Source organism: Pseudomonas sp. IT-232MI5, assembly GCF_949767845.1.
In the GTDB taxonomy this organism is placed as follows: domain Bacteria; phylum Pseudomonadota; class Gammaproteobacteria; order Pseudomonadales; family Pseudomonadaceae; genus Aquipseudomonas.
This window is the reverse complement of the sequence record NZ_CATKQE010000055.1, coordinates 430,216-444,660: the sequence shown is the minus strand read 5'-3', so window position 1 is coordinate 444,660 and position 14,445 is coordinate 430,216. Positions and strand designations below refer to the sequence as shown.

20 protein-coding genes are annotated in these 14,445 nt (G+C 58.6%); 10 read left to right on the top strand and 10 right to left on the bottom strand.

Features of this window, described 5'->3' with window-relative positions; translation table 11 throughout:
- The first annotated feature begins 230 nt into the window (after positions 1 to 230).
- Genes ACM6JQ_RS22970 through ACM6JQ_RS22950 form a run of 5 tightly spaced genes read left to right on the top strand, consistent with a single transcriptional unit; the run spans position 231 to position 4,000 of the window.
- Entirely contained in the window at positions 231 to 638 is a 408-nt protein-coding gene (locus ACM6JQ_RS22970; protein ID WP_007912436.1) for a hypothetical protein, read from the top strand.
- Positions 619 to 1,995: a class II fumarate hydratase gene (locus ACM6JQ_RS22965; RefSeq protein WP_095112676.1), complete on the top strand. Its 1,377-nt coding sequence runs from the start codon at positions 619 to 621 to the stop codon at positions 1,993 to 1,995. The genes ACM6JQ_RS22970 and ACM6JQ_RS22965 overlap by 20 nt, the downstream gene beginning before the upstream one ends.
- A 27-nt stretch (positions 1,996 to 2,022) precedes the next feature.
- Entirely contained in the window at positions 2,023 to 2,463 is a 441-nt protein-coding gene (locus ACM6JQ_RS22960; RefSeq protein WP_007912432.1) for a hypothetical protein, read from the top strand.
- 1 nt (position 2,464) lies between these two features.
- Positions 2,465 to 3,076 (top strand): superoxide dismutase, encoded by a 612-nt coding sequence (locus ACM6JQ_RS22955; RefSeq protein ID WP_042704935.1) that lies wholly within the window; start codon positions 2,465 to 2,467, stop codon positions 3,074 to 3,076.
- A gap of 30 nt (positions 3,077 to 3,106) precedes the next feature.
- Entirely contained in the window at positions 3,107 to 4,000 is an 894-nt protein-coding gene (locus ACM6JQ_RS22950) for a ZIP family metal transporter (RefSeq protein ID WP_007912429.1), read from the top strand.
- A 94-nt stretch (positions 4,001 to 4,094) separates the two neighbouring features.
- Here ACM6JQ_RS22950 and ACM6JQ_RS22945 read toward each other — a convergent pair whose 3' ends face one another.
- From ACM6JQ_RS22945 to ACM6JQ_RS22900, 10 genes are all read right to left on the bottom strand, one after another.
- On the bottom strand, positions 4,095 to 4,370 hold the full coding sequence (locus tag ACM6JQ_RS22945; RefSeq protein WP_007912428.1) for an HPr family phosphocarrier protein: 276 nt from the start codon (positions 4,368 to 4,370) through the stop codon (positions 4,095 to 4,097).
- Positions 4,371 to 4,385: 15 nt separating this feature from the next.
- The gene (gene rapZ / locus ACM6JQ_RS22940) at positions 4,386 to 5,243 is read right to left on the bottom strand and encodes an RNase adapter RapZ (RefSeq protein ID WP_007912427.1); all 858 of its coding nucleotides are present in this window, start codon (positions 5,241 to 5,243) and stop codon (positions 4,386 to 4,388) included.
- Between the two features lie 2 nt (positions 5,244 to 5,245).
- Complete coding sequence (ptsN, locus tag ACM6JQ_RS22935; RefSeq protein WP_007912426.1) at positions 5,246 to 5,710, bottom strand: PTS IIA-like nitrogen regulatory protein PtsN; 465 nt, start codon at positions 5,708 to 5,710, stop codon at positions 5,246 to 5,248.
- Between the two features lie 12 nt (positions 5,711 to 5,722).
- A complete protein-coding gene (gene hpf, locus ACM6JQ_RS22930; RefSeq protein ID WP_007912419.1) occupies positions 5,723 to 6,031 on the bottom strand; it encodes a ribosome hibernation-promoting factor, HPF/YfiA family in 309 nt (102 codons plus the stop codon).
- 73 nt (positions 6,032 to 6,104) lie between these two features.
- Positions 6,105 to 7,598: an RNA polymerase factor sigma-54 gene (locus tag ACM6JQ_RS22925; protein WP_042704934.1), complete on the bottom strand. Its 1,494-nt coding sequence runs from the start codon at positions 7,596 to 7,598 to the stop codon at positions 6,105 to 6,107.
- A 187-nt stretch (positions 7,599 to 7,785) separates the two neighbouring features.
- Positions 7,786 to 8,511, bottom strand: coding sequence for an LPS export ABC transporter ATP-binding protein (gene lptB / locus ACM6JQ_RS22920; RefSeq protein WP_007912415.1), 726 nt, complete (start codon positions 8,509 to 8,511; stop codon positions 7,786 to 7,788).
- A complete protein-coding gene (gene lptA / locus ACM6JQ_RS22915; RefSeq protein ID WP_007912414.1) occupies positions 8,511 to 9,056 on the bottom strand; it encodes a lipopolysaccharide transport periplasmic protein LptA in 546 nt (181 codons plus the stop codon). The genes lptB and lptA overlap by 1 nt, the downstream gene beginning before the upstream one ends.
- Positions 9,043 to 9,615, bottom strand: coding sequence for an LPS export ABC transporter periplasmic protein LptC (gene lptC / locus ACM6JQ_RS22910; protein WP_007912413.1), 573 nt, complete (start codon positions 9,613 to 9,615; stop codon positions 9,043 to 9,045). Before lptC ends, lptA begins: the two co-directional genes overlap by 14 nt.
- Positions 9,616 to 9,623: 8 nt before the next feature.
- A complete protein-coding gene (locus ACM6JQ_RS22905; protein ID WP_095112675.1) occupies positions 9,624 to 10,148 on the bottom strand; it encodes a KdsC family phosphatase in 525 nt (174 codons plus the stop codon).
- A complete protein-coding gene (locus ACM6JQ_RS22900) occupies positions 10,148 to 11,122 on the bottom strand; it encodes a KpsF/GutQ family sugar-phosphate isomerase (RefSeq protein WP_007912405.1) in 975 nt (324 codons plus the stop codon). Before ACM6JQ_RS22900 ends, ACM6JQ_RS22905 begins: the two co-directional genes overlap by 1 nt.
- 275 nt (positions 11,123 to 11,397) lie before the next feature.
- On the opposite strand from ACM6JQ_RS22900, the gene ACM6JQ_RS22895 reads away from it, so the two are divergent.
- From ACM6JQ_RS22895 to ACM6JQ_RS22875, 5 genes are read left to right on the top strand one after another with little or no spacing between them, the layout of a single operon-like run.
- Entirely contained in the window at positions 11,398 to 12,207 is an 810-nt protein-coding gene (locus ACM6JQ_RS22895; protein ID WP_007912403.1) for an ATP-binding cassette domain-containing protein, read from the top strand.
- Positions 12,207 to 13,004: a lipid asymmetry maintenance ABC transporter permease subunit MlaE gene (gene mlaE / locus ACM6JQ_RS22890; protein WP_007912402.1), complete on the top strand. Its 798-nt coding sequence runs from the start codon at positions 12,207 to 12,209 to the stop codon at positions 13,002 to 13,004. Before ACM6JQ_RS22895 ends, mlaE begins: the two co-directional genes overlap by 1 nt.
- Positions 13,004 to 13,471: an outer membrane lipid asymmetry maintenance protein MlaD gene (gene mlaD, locus ACM6JQ_RS22885; protein WP_007912400.1), complete on the top strand. Its 468-nt coding sequence runs from the start codon at positions 13,004 to 13,006 to the stop codon at positions 13,469 to 13,471. The genes mlaE and mlaD overlap by 1 nt, the downstream gene beginning before the upstream one ends.
- An 11-nt stretch (positions 13,472 to 13,482) precedes the next feature.
- Positions 13,483 to 14,130, top strand: coding sequence for an MlaC/ttg2D family ABC transporter substrate-binding protein (locus ACM6JQ_RS22880; protein ID WP_414894716.1), 648 nt, complete (start codon positions 13,483 to 13,485; stop codon positions 14,128 to 14,130).
- Positions 14,127 to 14,432, top strand: a complete 306-nt coding sequence (locus tag ACM6JQ_RS22875) for a lipid asymmetry maintenance protein MlaB (protein WP_042704933.1) — start codon at positions 14,127 to 14,129, stop codon at positions 14,430 to 14,432. The genes ACM6JQ_RS22880 and ACM6JQ_RS22875 overlap by 4 nt, the downstream gene beginning before the upstream one ends.
- The last annotated feature ends 13 nt before the right edge of the window (positions 14,433 to 14,445 follow it).

Sequence of the window (14,445 nt, the reverse complement as noted above, 5' to 3'; positions counted from 1 at the left end):
AAAGGCGCGCCACCCCATCGGGTGGCGCGCCTTTTTTATTGTCTCCACACAAAACCCTGTGGGAGCGAGCCTGCTCGCGAAAGCGATTTAACAGCCGACCGCAGCGGTGACCAACAGGACGCCTTCGCGAGCAGGCTCGCTCCCACAATAAACTCTGCGTAAATCGGAGCTCTTGTTTTGGTTCTCATTATCATCTAATAATAAATCTCATTATCGGATGAGCCCGGATCATGAGTTCTGCCTTGCACGAGCAGCCGTATCTCGAAAGTTGGCGCTGGATGAGTCGCCAGATCCGTTGCGCGATGGATCCTGACGAGCCGCGCGTGATCGAACATTACTTGGCCGAAGGCCGGTATCTGGCCTGTTGTACGGCCACTTCTCCCTGGACCATCGCTGAAACCTCCTTCCGCCTTCTGCTCGACACGGCCACCGACATCGCCTTGCCGTGGCACTGGCGTAGCCTCTGTCTCGATCAAGCCTGGCGCCCATTGCGTGAAATGGAACGCCTGTCCCTGTGCAAATGCCGGCTCAAACGTTGGCAACGCTATACCTGGCAGCTCGCCACTTGCGAACTGCTTCCCTCGATTCCTCTTATTGAACTGGTGCAAGGATTTTCAGATGACCAAGACACGTATTGAGCGCGACAGCATGGGCGAACTGCAGGTGCCGGTGGACGCTCTCTACGGTGCGCAAACCCAGCGCGCAGTGGATAACTTCCCGATCAGCGGCAAACCGATGCCGACGCAATTCATTCGCGCACTGATCCTCGCCAAAGCCGCCGCCGCGCGCGCCAACGTTGAACTCAACCAGATCACAGCCGCGCAGGGCAAAGCCATCAGCGACGCCGCGCAAGGCTTGCTCGAAGGCGATTTCATGCAGCATTTCCCGGTGGATATCTTCCAGACCGGTTCCGGCACCAGTTCCAACATGAACGCCAATGAAGTGATTGCCACTCTCGCCAGTCGCCTGCTCGATGAGCCAGTGAATGCCAATGATCACGTCAACTGCGGCCAGAGCAGCAACGACATCATCCCGACCACCATCCACGTCAGCGCCGCGCTGGCCCTGCACGAACAATTGCTGCCGGCGCTGCTGCACCTGGTGCAAGTGATCGAGCGCAAAGCCGGGCAAGTGCATCATCACGTCAAAACCGGCCGCACGCATTTGATGGACGCCATGCCGGTGCGCATGAGCCAGGTGCTCAACGGCTGGGCGCAGCAAATCAAAGCCAACATCGCTCACCTGCAGGATTTGCTGCCAAGCCTGCAATCCCTGGCGCAGGGTGGCACGGCGGTCGGCACTGGGATCAACGCACATCCTGAGTTCGCCGCGCGTTTCAGTCGCCAGCTCAGCCAACTGACCGACGTGCAATTCACCCCGGGCAAGGATCTGTTCGCGCTGATTGGCTCGCAGGACACCGCCGTCGCCGTCTCCGGTCAGCTAAAAGCCACCGCTGTGTCGTTGATGAAAATCGCCAACGACCTGCGCTGGATGAATTCCGGCCCGCTCGCCGGCCTCGGCGAAATCGAACTGGAAGCCCTGCAACCGGGCTCGTCGATCATGCCGGGCAAGGTCAATCCGGTGATCCCGGAGGCCACCGCCATGGTCGCCGCGCAAGTCATCGGTAACGATTCGGTGATCACTGTCGCCGGCCAGTCGGGCAATTTCGAACTCAACGTGATGCTGCCGATCATCGCGCAAAACCTGTTGAGCAGCATCGAACTGCTGGCCAACTCCAGCCGTCTGCTCGGCGATAAAGCCATCGCCAGCTTCAAGGTCAACGAGTCGCGCCTGAAAGAGGCGCTATCACGCAACCCGATTCTGGTCACCGCGCTCAACCCGATTATCGGTTACCAGAAAGCCGCCGAGATCGCCAAGCAGGCCTACAAGGAAGGCCGCGCGGTGATCGACGTCGCACTGGAACACACCGACCTGTCGCGCAGCCAACTGGAAGAGTTGCTCAACCCCGAGAAACTCACCGCCGGCGGCGTGTAAACCCTGCAACCGCTTTGGAGGCTCACCATGGAGCACTGGAAACGCACGATCGAACGGGCCAATCGCTGCTTCATGCTGGGCGAATTGATCGACGCCCGTGAGGCTTATCTGCAAGCCCTGGCCCTGGCGCAAGTGTTGTTCGAACGCTGGGCCGATGCCGACGAAGCGGTGGCGGCCTGCGTCATCTCCCATCACAACCTGGCGGATCTGCACTTGCGCCTGAACCAGCCGGAGGAGAGTGCCGAATACCTCTGCGCCATCCACCAACGGCTGTTGCAGACCATGCAGGACGAACGTCAGCGCCTTGCATTACGTGAAGCGGCGCTGCGCCAGAGCAGCAAGACCTACGTCGAGCTGCTGAATTTCATCAGTGAACACGGCGAATACCCGCGCACCCAGCGCCTGCTGCACCCGGATACCGGCAATGCGCGCCGCGCGCCTGTCCCACATCACCATGGAGTCCATTGAAATGGCTTTTACCTTGCCTGCCTTGCCTTACGCCTACGACGCCCTCGAGCCGCATATCGATGCGCAGACCATGGAGATTCACTACACCAAACATCACCAGACCTACATCAACAACCTCAACGCCGCCGTAGAAGGCACTGAATATGCGGAGTGGCCGGTAGAAAAACTGGTCGCCAGCGTTAAGGATCTGCCGGAAAAACTCCGTGCGGCCGTGATCAATCAGGGCGGCGGTCACGCCAACCACTCGCTGTTCTGGGAAGTGATGGTGCCGAGCGGCGGCGGTAAACCGGATGGCGCGCTGGCCAAGGCGATTGATGAGCAACTGGGTGGTCTCGACAGCTTCAAGGAAGCCTTCACCAAAGCCGCACTGACCCGATTCGGCAGCGGCTGGGCCTGGCTCAGTGTGACGCCCGAGAAAAAGCTGATCGTGGAGAGCAGCGGCAATCAGGACAGTCCGCTGATGAACGGCAACACGCCGATCCTCGGTCTCGACGTGTGGGAGCACGCCTATTACCTGCGTTATCAGAACCGTCGTCCGGAATACATCAGCGCGTTCTACAACGTGATCAATTGGCCTGAAGTTGCTGCGCGCTATCACGCCGCACTGGTTTAAGTCTTTTATAAAAACAATCCAAGGCTGACTATGGGCACTGAAACACTGGCGATCGGAAGTGGGCGTATGTTTCGCTACGCAGTGGGCTCGCTATTGCTGTTGGCGGGCATGACCTTGCTGGTTGCCCACGGACTGGAATGGCTGAATCTGGAACCGAGACTGTCACGGGCGCTTCAGGGCGGCGCGATCTGCGCCCTCGGCACGGCGCTTGGCGCTGTTCCGGTGCTGGTGATTCGGCGCATGCCGCAGGCACTCAGTGACACCTTGCTGGGATTTGGCGCGGGGGTGATGCTGGCGGCGACGGCGTTTTCGCTGATCGTGCCGGGCATTGCCGCCGCCGAAAATCTGGGTCTGACACCTTGGTCATCCAGCGGCCTGATTTGCTTCGGCATCATGCTCGGTGCATTCGGTCTGTATTTGGTTGATCGTCAGTTATCCGGAGCTTCGCCGGAAATGTTGGTCGGCACACCTGAGCATCCGGTAATTGCGCCGCGTATCTGGCTGTTCGTGTTCGCCATCATTGCCCATAACATCCCGGAAGGTATGGCCGTCGGCGTTTCCGCCGGCGGCGGCATGCCGGATGCGGACAGTCTGGCCATGGGCATCGCTTTGCAGGATGTACCGGAAGGTCTGGTGATTGCCTTGGTGCTGGCCGGGGCGGGGATGTCGCGGATCAAGGCGTTCCTGATCGGCGCGGCGTCTGGTCTGGTTGAACCGGTGTTTGCACTGTTGTGTGCCTGGCTGGTCAGTCTGGCGCAGGTGTTGTTGCCGTTAGGTCTGGCGCTCGCGGCAGGGGCGATGTTGCTGGTAGTGACCCACGAAGTGATTCCCGAGTCGCGACGCAATGGTCATGACAAGCTGGCCAGTCTTGGTTTGCTGATCGGGTTTTGTCTGATGATGGTGATGGATACGGCTTTGGGTTGAAGCAGAACGAAAGATCGCAGCCTGCGGCAGTTCCTGCAGGGAACGCATTCCAGTGTAGGAGCTGCCGCAGGCTGCGATCTTTTGACTTTGGCTGTCAGCCGCCTTCGTCGAAGTAGTTGTTGATCAACGCCACCAGCGCATCCAGGGCTTCCTGTTCCTGATGCCCTTCAGTACTCAGATAGATTTTGGTGCCCTTGCCAGCCGCCAGCATCATCATCGCCATGATGCTTTTGCCATCAATCGTGGTCTCTGGTGTACGACCCACTCTGATCGTGCAATCCGGATACTGCCCGGCCACTCCAACAAACTTGGCCGATGCGCGGGCATGCAGGCCCAGCTTGTTGATGATTTCGATTTCCAGAGCAGGCATCGCGGTGTGAATCCTTTAAGTGAGGTCGCGGTGGCGAACCTGGACGTTCTTCAGGGTTTTCTGCAGGGCCTGACCCAGGCGTTCGGTCAGGTAGACGGAGCGGTGATGCCCGCCGGTGCAGCCAATGGCAATGGTGACGTAGGCGCGGTTGCTCGCAGCGAAGCGCGGCAGCCACTTGTGCAGGTAAGTGAAAATGTCCTGGAACATTTCTTCGACCTCTGGCTGCGCCGCAAGGTACTCAGCCACCGGCGCATCGAGACCTGATTGCGCGCGCAGTTCCGGCTTCCAGTACGGATTGGGCAGGCAGCGCACATCGAATACCAGATCCGCGTCGACCGGCATGCCGCGCTTGAAGCCGAAGGACTCGACCAGAAATGCGGTCCCCGGCTCCGGCTGGTTCAGCAGGCGCAGCTTGATGCTGTCGCGCAGCTGATACAGGTTCAGATTGGTGGTGTTGATCTTCAGGTCCGCGAGGTCGGCAATCGGGCCGAGCAGGGCGGTTTCATCCTGGATCGCCTCGGCCAGCGAGCGGTTGGCGTTGCTCAGTGGATGGCGACGGCGAGTCTCGGAGAAACGCTTGAGCAGGGTTTCTTCGTCGGCGTCCAGATACAGAACGTCGCACTGGATGTGCTTTCCCCGGACATCTTCAAGCAGCTCCGGAAAGCGCGTCAGGTGGCTCGGCAGGTTGCGCGCATCGATGGACACGGCCACCAGCGGTTGCGCCAGCTCAGTGTGAATCAGCGCGCGTTCGGCCAGTTCCGGCAGCAAGCCTGCAGGAAGGTTGTCGATGCAGTAATAGCCGTTGTCCTCAAGGACATCCAGAGCCGTACTTTTACCCGAGCCGGAACGGCCGCTGACGATGATCAAGCGCATGATTAATGCCCGTTCTGCTCGTCCAGGACAACCTGATACAAGGCTTCGTTGCTCGCGGCGCTGCGCAGTTTATCGCGCACGTCCTTGCGGTCGAGCATGCTGGCGATCTGACGCAGCAACTCCAGGTGCGCATCGGTGGCGGCTTCCGGGACCAGCAGTACGAACAGCAGGTCAACCGGAGCGCCATCAATGGCGTCGAAATCGATTGGCGTATCAAGGTGCATCAAGGCGCTGATAGGCGACTGGCAACCCTTGAGACGGCAGTGAGGAATGGCGATGCCGTTACCAAAACCGGTGGAGCCGAGTTTTTCACGGGCAATCAACGCCTCGAAGACATCTTGCATCTCCAGATCCGGCACTTCGCGGGCGATCAGGTTGGCAATTTGTTCGAGGGCTTTCTTTTTACTGCCGCCCGGCACGTTCACGAGGGAACGGCCGGGGGTCAGGATGGTTTCAAGTCGGATCATGGATTAGGGATGTTAACGACCGGTAGCGCCCTGAAGGAGGCTCTGGGTCTTTTCCTTATGCTTTTTGAGTTGGCGATCCAGCTTGTCGGTCAGTGAGTCGATCGCAGCATACATATCAGTATCTTCTGCGTTAGCGACCACTTCGCTGCCGGGTATATGCAAGGTGGCTTCAATTTTCTGCTTCAGCTTTTCGACGCACATCGTGACTTGCACGTTGGTGATCTTGTCGAAATGTCGCTCCAGTCGTTGGAGTTTTTCCTCGATGTAGGAACGCAGAGGTTGGGTCACTTCCAGTTGGTGTCCACTGATGTTGACTTGCATACAGCTTCTCCTTCGTTGCCAGTGCATAAAGCGGCAGGCCGAAAAGCCTGCCACTGGAACGCTGTAACGTGGCTTACATCAACCGCTTGCGTTCGCTCGAAGGCGCGATCCCGAGGGATTCGCGGTACTTGGCGACGGTGCGGCGAGCCACCTGAATGCCTTGTGCCTCCAGTAAACCAGCGATCTTGCTGTCACTCAACGGCTTTTTCTGATTTTCCGCTGCAACCAGTTTTTTGATGATCGCGCGGATCGCTGTGGACGAGCATTCGCCGCCTTCGGAGGTGCTGACGTGGCTGGAGAAAAAGTATTTCAACTCATAAATACCGCGCGGGGTATGCATGAATTTCTGTGTGGTCACCCGTGAAATCGTTGATTCGTGCATGCCGACCGCTTCGGCGATGTCATGCAGGACCAGCGGCTTCATGGCTTCGTCGCCGTACTCCAGAAAACCGCGCTGATGCTCGACGATCTGGGTGGCAACTTTCATCAGGGTTTCGTTGCGGCTCTGCAGGCTCTTGATGAACCAGCGGGCTTCCTGCAACTGATTGCGCATGAAGGTGTTGTCGGCGCTGGTGTCGGCGCGACGCACGAAACCGGCGTACTGGGCATTGACGCGCAGGCGTGGCACCGACTCCTGATTGAGCTCGACCAGCCAGCGCTCGTTGTCCTTGCGCACGATAACGTCAGGGACAACATATTCGGCTTCAGTCGACTCGATTTGCGAGCCTGGGCGCGGATTCAGGCTCTGCACCAGTTCGATGACCTGACGCAGTTCGTCTTCCTTGAGCTTCATGCGACGCATCAACTGGCTGTAGTCGCGGCCGCCGAGCAGGTCGATGTAATCGCTGACCAGACGCTTGGCTTCAGCCAGCCAAGGCGTCTTGGCTGGCAGCTGGCGCAATTGCAGCAGCAGGCATTCGCCGAGGTTGCGGGCGCCGATGCCGGCTGGTTCAAATTGTTGAATGCGGTGCAGGACGGCTTCGATTTCGTCCAGTTCGATGTCCAGTTCCGGATCGAACGCCTCGAGGATCTCTTCGAGGGTTTCATCCAGGTAGCCCTGATTGTTGATGCAATCGATCAGGGTGACGGCGATCAGGCGATCGGTGTCGGACATCGGTGCAAGGTTCAGTTGCCACAGCAGATGGCTTTGCAGGCTCTCGCCGACGGAGGTGCGTGTGGTGAAGTCCCACTCGTCATCGTCGCTGCTCGGCAGGCTGCTGGCACTGGTCTGGTAGACGTCTTCCCAGGCGGTGTCGACCGGAAGCTCGTTGGGGATGCGCTCGTTCCATTCGCCCTCCTCGAGGTTGTCCACCGTCGGGGCAGTTTCCTGATAGGACGGTTCCTGGATTTCGGTGGCGGGCTTCTGTTCGGCGTTGTCGGCCATGGGGTCGGAATTGTCGAAGTCGTCGCCTTCTTCCTGGCGTTCGAGCATCGGATTGGATTCCAGAGCCTCCTGGATTTCCTGTTGCAGATCCAGGGTCGACAATTGGAGCAGACGGATGGCCTGTTGCAGCTGCGGTGTCATCGTCAGCTGCTGGCCCATTCTCAAGACTAGCGATGGTTTCATGGCAGGGGCTTAACACCTTATTCGCCGGCGCTATGCGCCATCCACTACAGGGCGCCGAAGCGCCAAACTTAAGCAAATTATATGCCTGAAACTGAAGTGTTTGCCTAGAGCGCTGTAACAATTAAAGCGTATTAAATCCTGCTTGAATCGATACAGCGCCCGGGCGGCGCACCGGGCACTGTTGCGCTTACAGGCGGAACTCGTGGCCCAGATACACTTCCTTGACCAGATCGTTGGCCAGGATGGTTTCTGCATCGCCCTCGGCAATCAACTGACCGTCGTTGACGATGTAAGCGGTTTCGCAGATGTCCAGCGTCTCACGGACGTTGTGGTCGGTGATCAGTACACCAATGCCCTTGGCCTTGAGGTGGTGGATGATCTGCTTGATGTCGCCGACCGAAATCGGGTCGACACCGGCGAACGGTTCGTCGAGCAGGATGAATTTCGGTGCCGTTGCCAGCGCGCGAGCGATTTCCACACGGCGGCGTTCACCACCGGACAGGCTCATGCCGAGGTTGTCGCGGATGTGACTGATGTGGAATTCCTGCAGCAGGTTTTCCAGCTCTTTGCGACGGCCGGCCTTGTCGAGCTCCTGGCGGGTCTCGAGGATGGCCATGATGTTGTCGGCCACCGACAGTTTGCGGAAGATCGACGCTTCTTGCGGCAGATAGCCGATACCGGCCTTGGCACGACCGTGCATCGGCTGGTGGCTGACGTCCAGATCATCGATCAGCACGCGACCCTGATCGGCCTGTACCAGGCCGACGATCATGTAGAAGCAGGTCGTCTTGCCGGCGCCGTTCGGGCCGAGCAGGCCGACGATCTGGCCGCTGTCGATCGACAGGCTGACATCACGCACGACCTGGCGGCTTTTATAGGCCTTGGCCAGGTGCTGAGCTTTCAGAGTTGCCATTACTGGGTTTTCTCGTCGGTTTTCTTCTTCGGCTGGATCACCATGTCGATGCGCGGACGCGCCTCGGTAACCTTGCTGCCGGTAGCGCGACCGGCGCTGGCCAGTTTCTTCACGGTGTCATAGACGATTTTCTCGCCTTGCGTCGTGTTGTTGTCCTTGTCGACAACCTTGGCCTTGTCGATCAGTACAACGCGGTTTTGCGCGGCGTGGTACTGGATCGTTACGCCCCAGCCCTGTACAGGCTTGGCATCACCTTGAGTCTGCAACTGTTCGAAGTAGGCGAGGTTGCCCACCGACGTCACGACATCGATATCGCCAGCCGGCGTACGGGTGATGGTCACCGTGTTGCCTTTAACGATCATCGAGCCTTGGGTGATGATCACATCACCTTTGTAGGTGGCGATGCCGTTCTTGTCATCCAGTTGGGCGTCGTCGGCCTGAATGCGGATAGGTTGCTGCTGATCGTTCGGCAGAGCCCAGGCGCTCACGCTTCCCAGTGCTGCGCCCAGACTGAGCAAAATAGGGAGGGTTTTAACGAGCCTCATACTGTCCTCTTACGTTCGATTGCAGGTGTATCCTGCTTTCCTTCAGGTACGCTTTCATTCCGACGCCAGTCGATACACCGCCAGCACCCTCGATTCTAACGGGTTGCTCGGTCTGCGCATATTCTTGCTGCGGGAACACGGTCATGCGGGTGCTGGTGATCAGAGTGCCGCGTTTTTTCTCATCGGTGCGCTGTACGCGTACCGAATCGATCAGTTCAACTTCGGTACCGCCCGAGTTCACTTCGCCGCGTTCGCTGGTCACGTGCCAAGGGAAGTCGGTGCCGCGATACATGTTCAGGTCCGGCTTTGTGACCAGGGTGACATCGGTAGCCTTGACGTGCTCGGCCTTGTCGGAGGTCATTTCATACTGCACTTTGCCGTCCGGCAGGTATTGCAGGGTGTGCGTGTTGGTTGCATACCAGTCGATAGGCGTTTCGACCGATGTCACCGGTGGCTTGTCGAGGAAGCGTTCCGGACTGATGTTCCAGTAGCCCACCGCGGCAAATATCGCCGCGATACAGCCGAACAGCAGGAAGTTGCGAAATTTTTTGCTAAACATGGTTTGGCTCACAGGTACGCGGCGTTGGCCGCATCGAGGCGGCCCTGGGCGCGCAGGATCAATTCGCAGAATTCGCGGGCGGCCCCTTCGCCACCACGGGCGTGGGTTACGCCATGGGCGTGTTCGCGGACGAAATCGGCGGCGTTGGCTACGGCCATGCCCAGACCAACACGGCGAATCACCGGCAGATCGGGCAGATCGTCACCGAGGTAAGCGACTTCTTCATAGCTTAGGCCCAGTTGCTCAAGCAGACCGTCGAGAACAACCAATTTGTCTTCGCGGCCCTGAAACAGGTGGGGAATCCCCAGGTTTTTCGCTCGACGTTCAACGACGGGTGTCTTGCGGCCGCTGATGATAGCGGTCTGCACGCCGGCGTTCATCAGCATTTTGATGCCTTGACCGTCGAGGGTGTTGAAGGTCTTGAACTCGCTGCCGTCTTCAAGGAAGTACAGGCGACCGTCGGTGAGAACGCCGTCGACGTCGAAAACCGCCAGTTTGATCGCTTTGCCGCGTTGCAGCAGATCGTTGCTCATTACATGACTCCTGCGCGCAGCAGATCGGAGAGGTTGAAGGCGCCGACCGGGCGATCTTCCTCGTCTACGACTACCAATGCGTTGATTCGGTGATCTTCCATGATTTTCAGGGCTTCGGCGGCCAGCATTTCCGGGCGGGCAGTCTTGCCGTGGGCCGTCATTACCTGGTCGATGGTGGCGCTGCGGATGTCGATGCTGCGATCCAGCGTGCGGCGCAAGTCGCCGTCGGTGAAGATCCCGGCGAGTTTACCGTCCGTTTCAAGGATAACGGTCATGCCCAGACCTTTACGGGTCATTTCCATCAATGCGTCTTTGAGCAGCGTGCCGCGTTGGACTTGCGGCAACTCTTGTCCGGCGTGCATGACGTTTTCCACTTTCAGCAGCAGGCGACGGCCGAGGGCGCCACCCGGGTGCGAGAAAGCGAAATCTTCGGCGGTGAAGCCGCGTGCTTCCAGCAGTGCCACGGCCAGCGCATCGCCCATGACCAGTGCTGCGGTCGTCGACGAGGTCGGTGCCAGGTTCAGCGGGCAGGCTTCGTGTTCGACGTGAACGTTGAGATTGACTTCGGCCGCCTTGGCCAGCGGCGATTGCGGGTTGCCGGTGACGCTGATCAACTGGATGCCCAGACGTTTGATCAACGGCAGCAAAGTCACGATTTCATTGGTCGAGCCGGAGTTCGACAGGGCCAGGATCACGTCGTCGCGGGTGATCATGCCCATGTCGCCATGGCTGGCCTCGGCCGGGTGCACGAAAAATGCAGGGGTGCCGGTGCTGGCCAGGGTCGCGGCAATCTTGTTGCCGATGTGCCCGGATTTGCCCATGCCAACCACGACCACACGGCCTTTACTGGCCAGAATCATCTCGCAAGCACGTACGAAATCGGCGTCGATATGGGGCAGCAAGCCTTGTACGGCTTCCACTTCGAGTTGGATGGTGCGTTGTGCCGATTGAATCAGGTCGCTGGATTGGCTCATGTCAGAAATCGTATAGCCCGATGAAAAGGCGGCGATTATAGCGGTTATGTTGCAAAGGCTCACGCAAGTTCGTCGTGCTTTGTCATTCCTCGTTACCAAAAGCCGGCAAAAGAGCCTGCGCACCTGTCATATCGCCGAACACAGGCTGGTACAAGCCTTGGGCGCTTAGCCTTTGCAGTGATATAGTTCGCCGCCAGTTCGGCCTGCCCGGGATGTACGTGCTTTTTAAGTAAAGACAGGCGTCCGAGTGAGAGGCTGCATCGCAAGGAGTTTAGATGAGTGCCGATAACGCCTACGCGGTCGAGCTGAAGGGAGTCTCCTTCAAGCGCGGTGCGCGCAGCATTTTCAATAACGTCGATATTCGCATCCCGCGCGGCAAGGTCACCGGCATCATGGGACCTTCCGGGTGTGGCAAGACCACGCTGCTGCGATTGATGGGTGCACAATTGCGCCCTGCCAGCGGCGAAGTCTGGGTCAACGGCCAGAACCTGCCTGCGCTTTCGCGCAGCGATCTGTTCGATGCGCGAAAGCACATGGGTGTGCTGTTTCAAAGCGGCGCGCTGTTCACCGATCTCGATGTGTTCGAGAACGTCGCTTTCCCACTGCGTGTTCATACCGATTTGCCGGAAGAAATGATCCGCGACATCGTCCTGCTCAAATTGCAGGCGGTCGGTCTGCGCGGTGCCATCGAATTGATGCCGGATGAGCTGTCCGGTGGCATGAAGCGCCGTGTCGCACTGGCGCGGGCGATTGCGCTCGATCCGCAGATCCTCATGTACGACGAACCGTTCGTCGGGCAGGATCCCATCGCCATGGGCGTGTTGGTCCGTCTGATCCGTCTGCTCAATGATGCTCTGGGGATCACCAGTATCGTGGTGTCCCACGATCTGGCTGAAACCGCGAGCATCGCTGACTATATCTATGTCGTCGGTGATGGTCAGGTGCTGGGTCAGGGTACGCCGGACGAGTTGATGAACTCGGACGAGCCGCGGATCCGTCAGTTCATGACCGGCGATCCCGATGGCCCGGTGCCGTACCATTTTCCAGCGACGGATTACCGCGCAGATCTTCTGGGGAAGCGCTGATGCGCAGAATTTCATTAATAGAACGCGTGCGCCGGTTCGGCGAGGCGGCGATCGACGCCGTCGCGGTGTTCGGTCGTGCGACGCTGTTTCTGTTTCATGCCTTGCTGGGGCGTGGCGGGATCAGCGGTGGCTTCAGCCTTCTGGTCAAGCAACTGCATTCAGTCGGCGTGATGTCGCTGGTGATCATCGTCGTTTCCGGGATCTTCATCGGCATGGTGCTGGCGCTGCAGGGCTTCAGCATTCTGTCGAGCTACGGTTCGGAACAGGCCGTGGGGCAGATGGTTGCGCTGACCCTGTTGCGTGAGCTCGGCCCGGTGGTGACAGCGCTGTTGTTCGCCGGTCGTGCCGGTTCGGCGCTGACGGCAGAGATCGGCAACATGAAGTCCACCGAACAGCTTTCCAGCCTGGAAATGATCGGCGTCGATCCGCTCAAGTACATCATTGCCCCGCGCCTGTGGGCGGGCTTCATTTCCCTGCCAGTGCTGGCGATGATTTTCAGCGTGGTGGGCATCTGGGGCGGTTCGTGGGTGGCTGTCGACTGGCTGGGTGTGTATGAAGGCTCTTATTGGGCAAACATGCAGAACAGCGTGAATTTCACCAGTGACGTGCTCAATGGCGTGATCAAAAGTATTGTTTTCGCCTTTGTAGTGACCTGGATCGCCGTATTCCAAGGCTACGACTGTGAGCCCACTTCCGAGGGGATCAGCCGTGCCACCACCAAGACCGTGGTGTTTGCCTCGCTGGCAGTGCTCGGCCTGGACTTTATTCTGACCGCTTTGATGTTTGGAGATTTCTGATGCAAAACCGCACCCTGGAAATCGGTGTCGGCCTGTTCCTGCTGGCAGGGATCCTGGCTTTGTTGCTGCTTGCTTTGCGGGTCAGTGGTCTGTCTCCGACGTCGACCACCGACACCTATAAACTGTATGCCTACTTTGACAATATCGCCGGTTTGACGGTCAGAGCCAAAGTGACCATGGCCGGTGTGACCATCGGCAAGGTCACGGCAATCGATCTGGATCGCGACAGCTTCACCGGTCGGGTCACCCTACAAGTGGATAAAAAGGTCGACAACCTGCCGACCGACTCCACAGCGTCTATCCTGACCGCTGGTCTGCTGGGCGAGAAGTACATCGGTATCAGCGTAGGCGGTGAAGACAAACCGCTGAAGGATGGCGGAACCATCCACGACACCCAGTCGTCACTGGTACTGGAAGACCTGATCGGTAAATTCCTGCTCAATACCGTTAGCAAAGACGCCAAATGAGGAGCTTTTGAATGATCTCTATCTTGCGACGCAGCCTGTTGGTGCTATTGGCGGCCTTGCCGTTGATGGGTAACGCCGTGGCTGCTGCGACTTCGGCACATGATCTGGTTCAGGACACGACCACCCGGTTGCTGGCCGACCTGGCTGCCAACAAAGAGAAATACAAGCAGGACCCGACCGATTTCTACACGGCGCTCAACACCATCGTCGGGCCGGTAGTGGATGCCGAAGGCATTTCCAAAAGCATCATGACGGTCAAGTATTCGCGCAAGGCCACGCCGGCGCAGATGCAGACCTTCCAGGAAAACTTCAAGAAAGGCCTGTTTCAGTTCTACGGTAACGCCTTGCTTGAGTACAACAATCAGGGCATCACCGTTGATCCTGCCAAGGACGAATCGGGCGATCGCACCAGCGTCAACATGACCGTCAAGGGCAGCAGCGGCGCGATCTATCCTGTGCAGTACACGCTCGAGAAGATCAACGGCGAGTGGAAACTGCGCAACGTGATCATCAACGGCATCAACATCGGCAAGCTGTTCCGTGATCAGTTCGCCGATGCAATGCAACGCAATGGCAACGATCTGGACAAGACCATCAATGGTTGGGCCGGGGAAGTGGCCAAGGCCAAGGAAGCCACCGAAAAGAACCCCGCGCAATGAATGAGGCCGCAGTTCGTATGAGTGATGTCGACGAGCTTCTGCTCAGTGGCGTGCTGGACTATCGCACCGGTGCCGACCTGCGCAAGGAAGGCCAGGCGCTGATCAAGTCCAGCAAGGCTGCTTCGCTGGTGATCGATTGCTCGGCGGTGAAGAAGTCCAGCAGCGTCGGTTTGTCGTTGCTGCTGTGCTTCATGCGCGATGCGAATGCGGCCGGCAAGGCTGTCAGCATCCGTGCGATGCCCGAAGACATGCGCGAAATTGCTCAGGTCAGTGAACTGACCGAACTGTTGGCGCACCCCTGAACCCACATCTATA

What these genes read in the sequence shown, in the direction of transcription:
- ACM6JQ_RS22970 (WP_007912436.1), top strand. Translation starts at nt 231, where the DNA reads ATGAGTTCTGCCTTGCACGAGCAGCCGTATCTCGAAAGTTGGCGCTGG.
- ACM6JQ_RS22965 (WP_095112676.1), top strand. Translation starts at nt 619, where the DNA reads ATGACCAAGACACGTATTGAGCGCGACAGCATGGGCGAACTGCAGGTG.
- ACM6JQ_RS22960 (WP_007912432.1), top strand. Translation starts at nt 2,023, where the DNA reads ATGGAGCACTGGAAACGCACGATCGAACGGGCCAATCGCTGCTTCATG.
- ACM6JQ_RS22955 (WP_042704935.1), top strand. Translation starts at nt 2,465, where the DNA reads ATGGCTTTTACCTTGCCTGCCTTGCCTTACGCCTACGACGCCCTCGAG.
- ACM6JQ_RS22950 (WP_007912429.1), top strand. Translation starts at nt 3,107, where the DNA reads ATGGGCACTGAAACACTGGCGATCGGAAGTGGGCGTATGTTTCGCTAC.
- ACM6JQ_RS22945 (WP_007912428.1), bottom strand. Translation starts at nt 4,370, where the DNA reads ATGCCTGCTCTGGAAATCGAAATCATCAACAAGCTGGGCCTGCATGCC.
- rapZ (WP_007912427.1), bottom strand. Translation starts at nt 5,243, where the DNA reads ATGCGCTTGATCATCGTCAGCGGCCGTTCCGGCTCGGGTAAAAGTACG.
- ptsN (WP_007912426.1), bottom strand. Translation starts at nt 5,710, where the DNA reads ATGATCCGACTTGAAACCATCCTGACCCCCGGCCGTTCCCTCGTGAAC.
- hpf (WP_007912419.1), bottom strand. Translation starts at nt 6,031, where the DNA reads ATGCAAGTCAACATCAGTGGACACCAACTGGAAGTGACCCAACCTCTG.
- ACM6JQ_RS22925 (WP_042704934.1), bottom strand. Translation starts at nt 7,598, where the DNA reads ATGAAACCATCGCTAGTCTTGAGAATGGGCCAGCAGCTGACGATGACA.
- lptB (WP_007912415.1), bottom strand. Translation starts at nt 8,511, where the DNA reads ATGGCAACTCTGAAAGCTCAGCACCTGGCCAAGGCCTATAAAAGCCGC.
- lptA (WP_007912414.1), bottom strand. Translation starts at nt 9,056, where the DNA reads ATGAGGCTCGTTAAAACCCTCCCTATTTTGCTCAGTCTGGGCGCAGCA.
- lptC (WP_007912413.1), bottom strand. Translation starts at nt 9,615, where the DNA reads ATGTTTAGCAAAAAATTTCGCAACTTCCTGCTGTTCGGCTGTATCGCG.
- ACM6JQ_RS22905 (WP_095112675.1), bottom strand. Translation starts at nt 10,148, where the DNA reads ATGAGCAACGATCTGCTGCAACGCGGCAAAGCGATCAAACTGGCGGTT.
- ACM6JQ_RS22900 (WP_007912405.1), bottom strand. Translation starts at nt 11,122, where the DNA reads ATGAGCCAATCCAGCGACCTGATTCAATCGGCACAACGCACCATCCAA.
- ACM6JQ_RS22895 (WP_007912403.1), top strand. Translation starts at nt 11,398, where the DNA reads ATGAGTGCCGATAACGCCTACGCGGTCGAGCTGAAGGGAGTCTCCTTC.
- mlaE (WP_007912402.1), top strand. Translation starts at nt 12,207, where the DNA reads ATGCGCAGAATTTCATTAATAGAACGCGTGCGCCGGTTCGGCGAGGCG.
- mlaD (WP_007912400.1), top strand. Translation starts at nt 13,004, where the DNA reads ATGCAAAACCGCACCCTGGAAATCGGTGTCGGCCTGTTCCTGCTGGCA.
- ACM6JQ_RS22880 (WP_414894716.1), top strand. Translation starts at nt 13,483, where the DNA reads ATGATCTCTATCTTGCGACGCAGCCTGTTGGTGCTATTGGCGGCCTTG.
- ACM6JQ_RS22875 (WP_042704933.1), top strand. Translation starts at nt 14,127, where the DNA reads ATGAATGAGGCCGCAGTTCGTATGAGTGATGTCGACGAGCTTCTGCTC.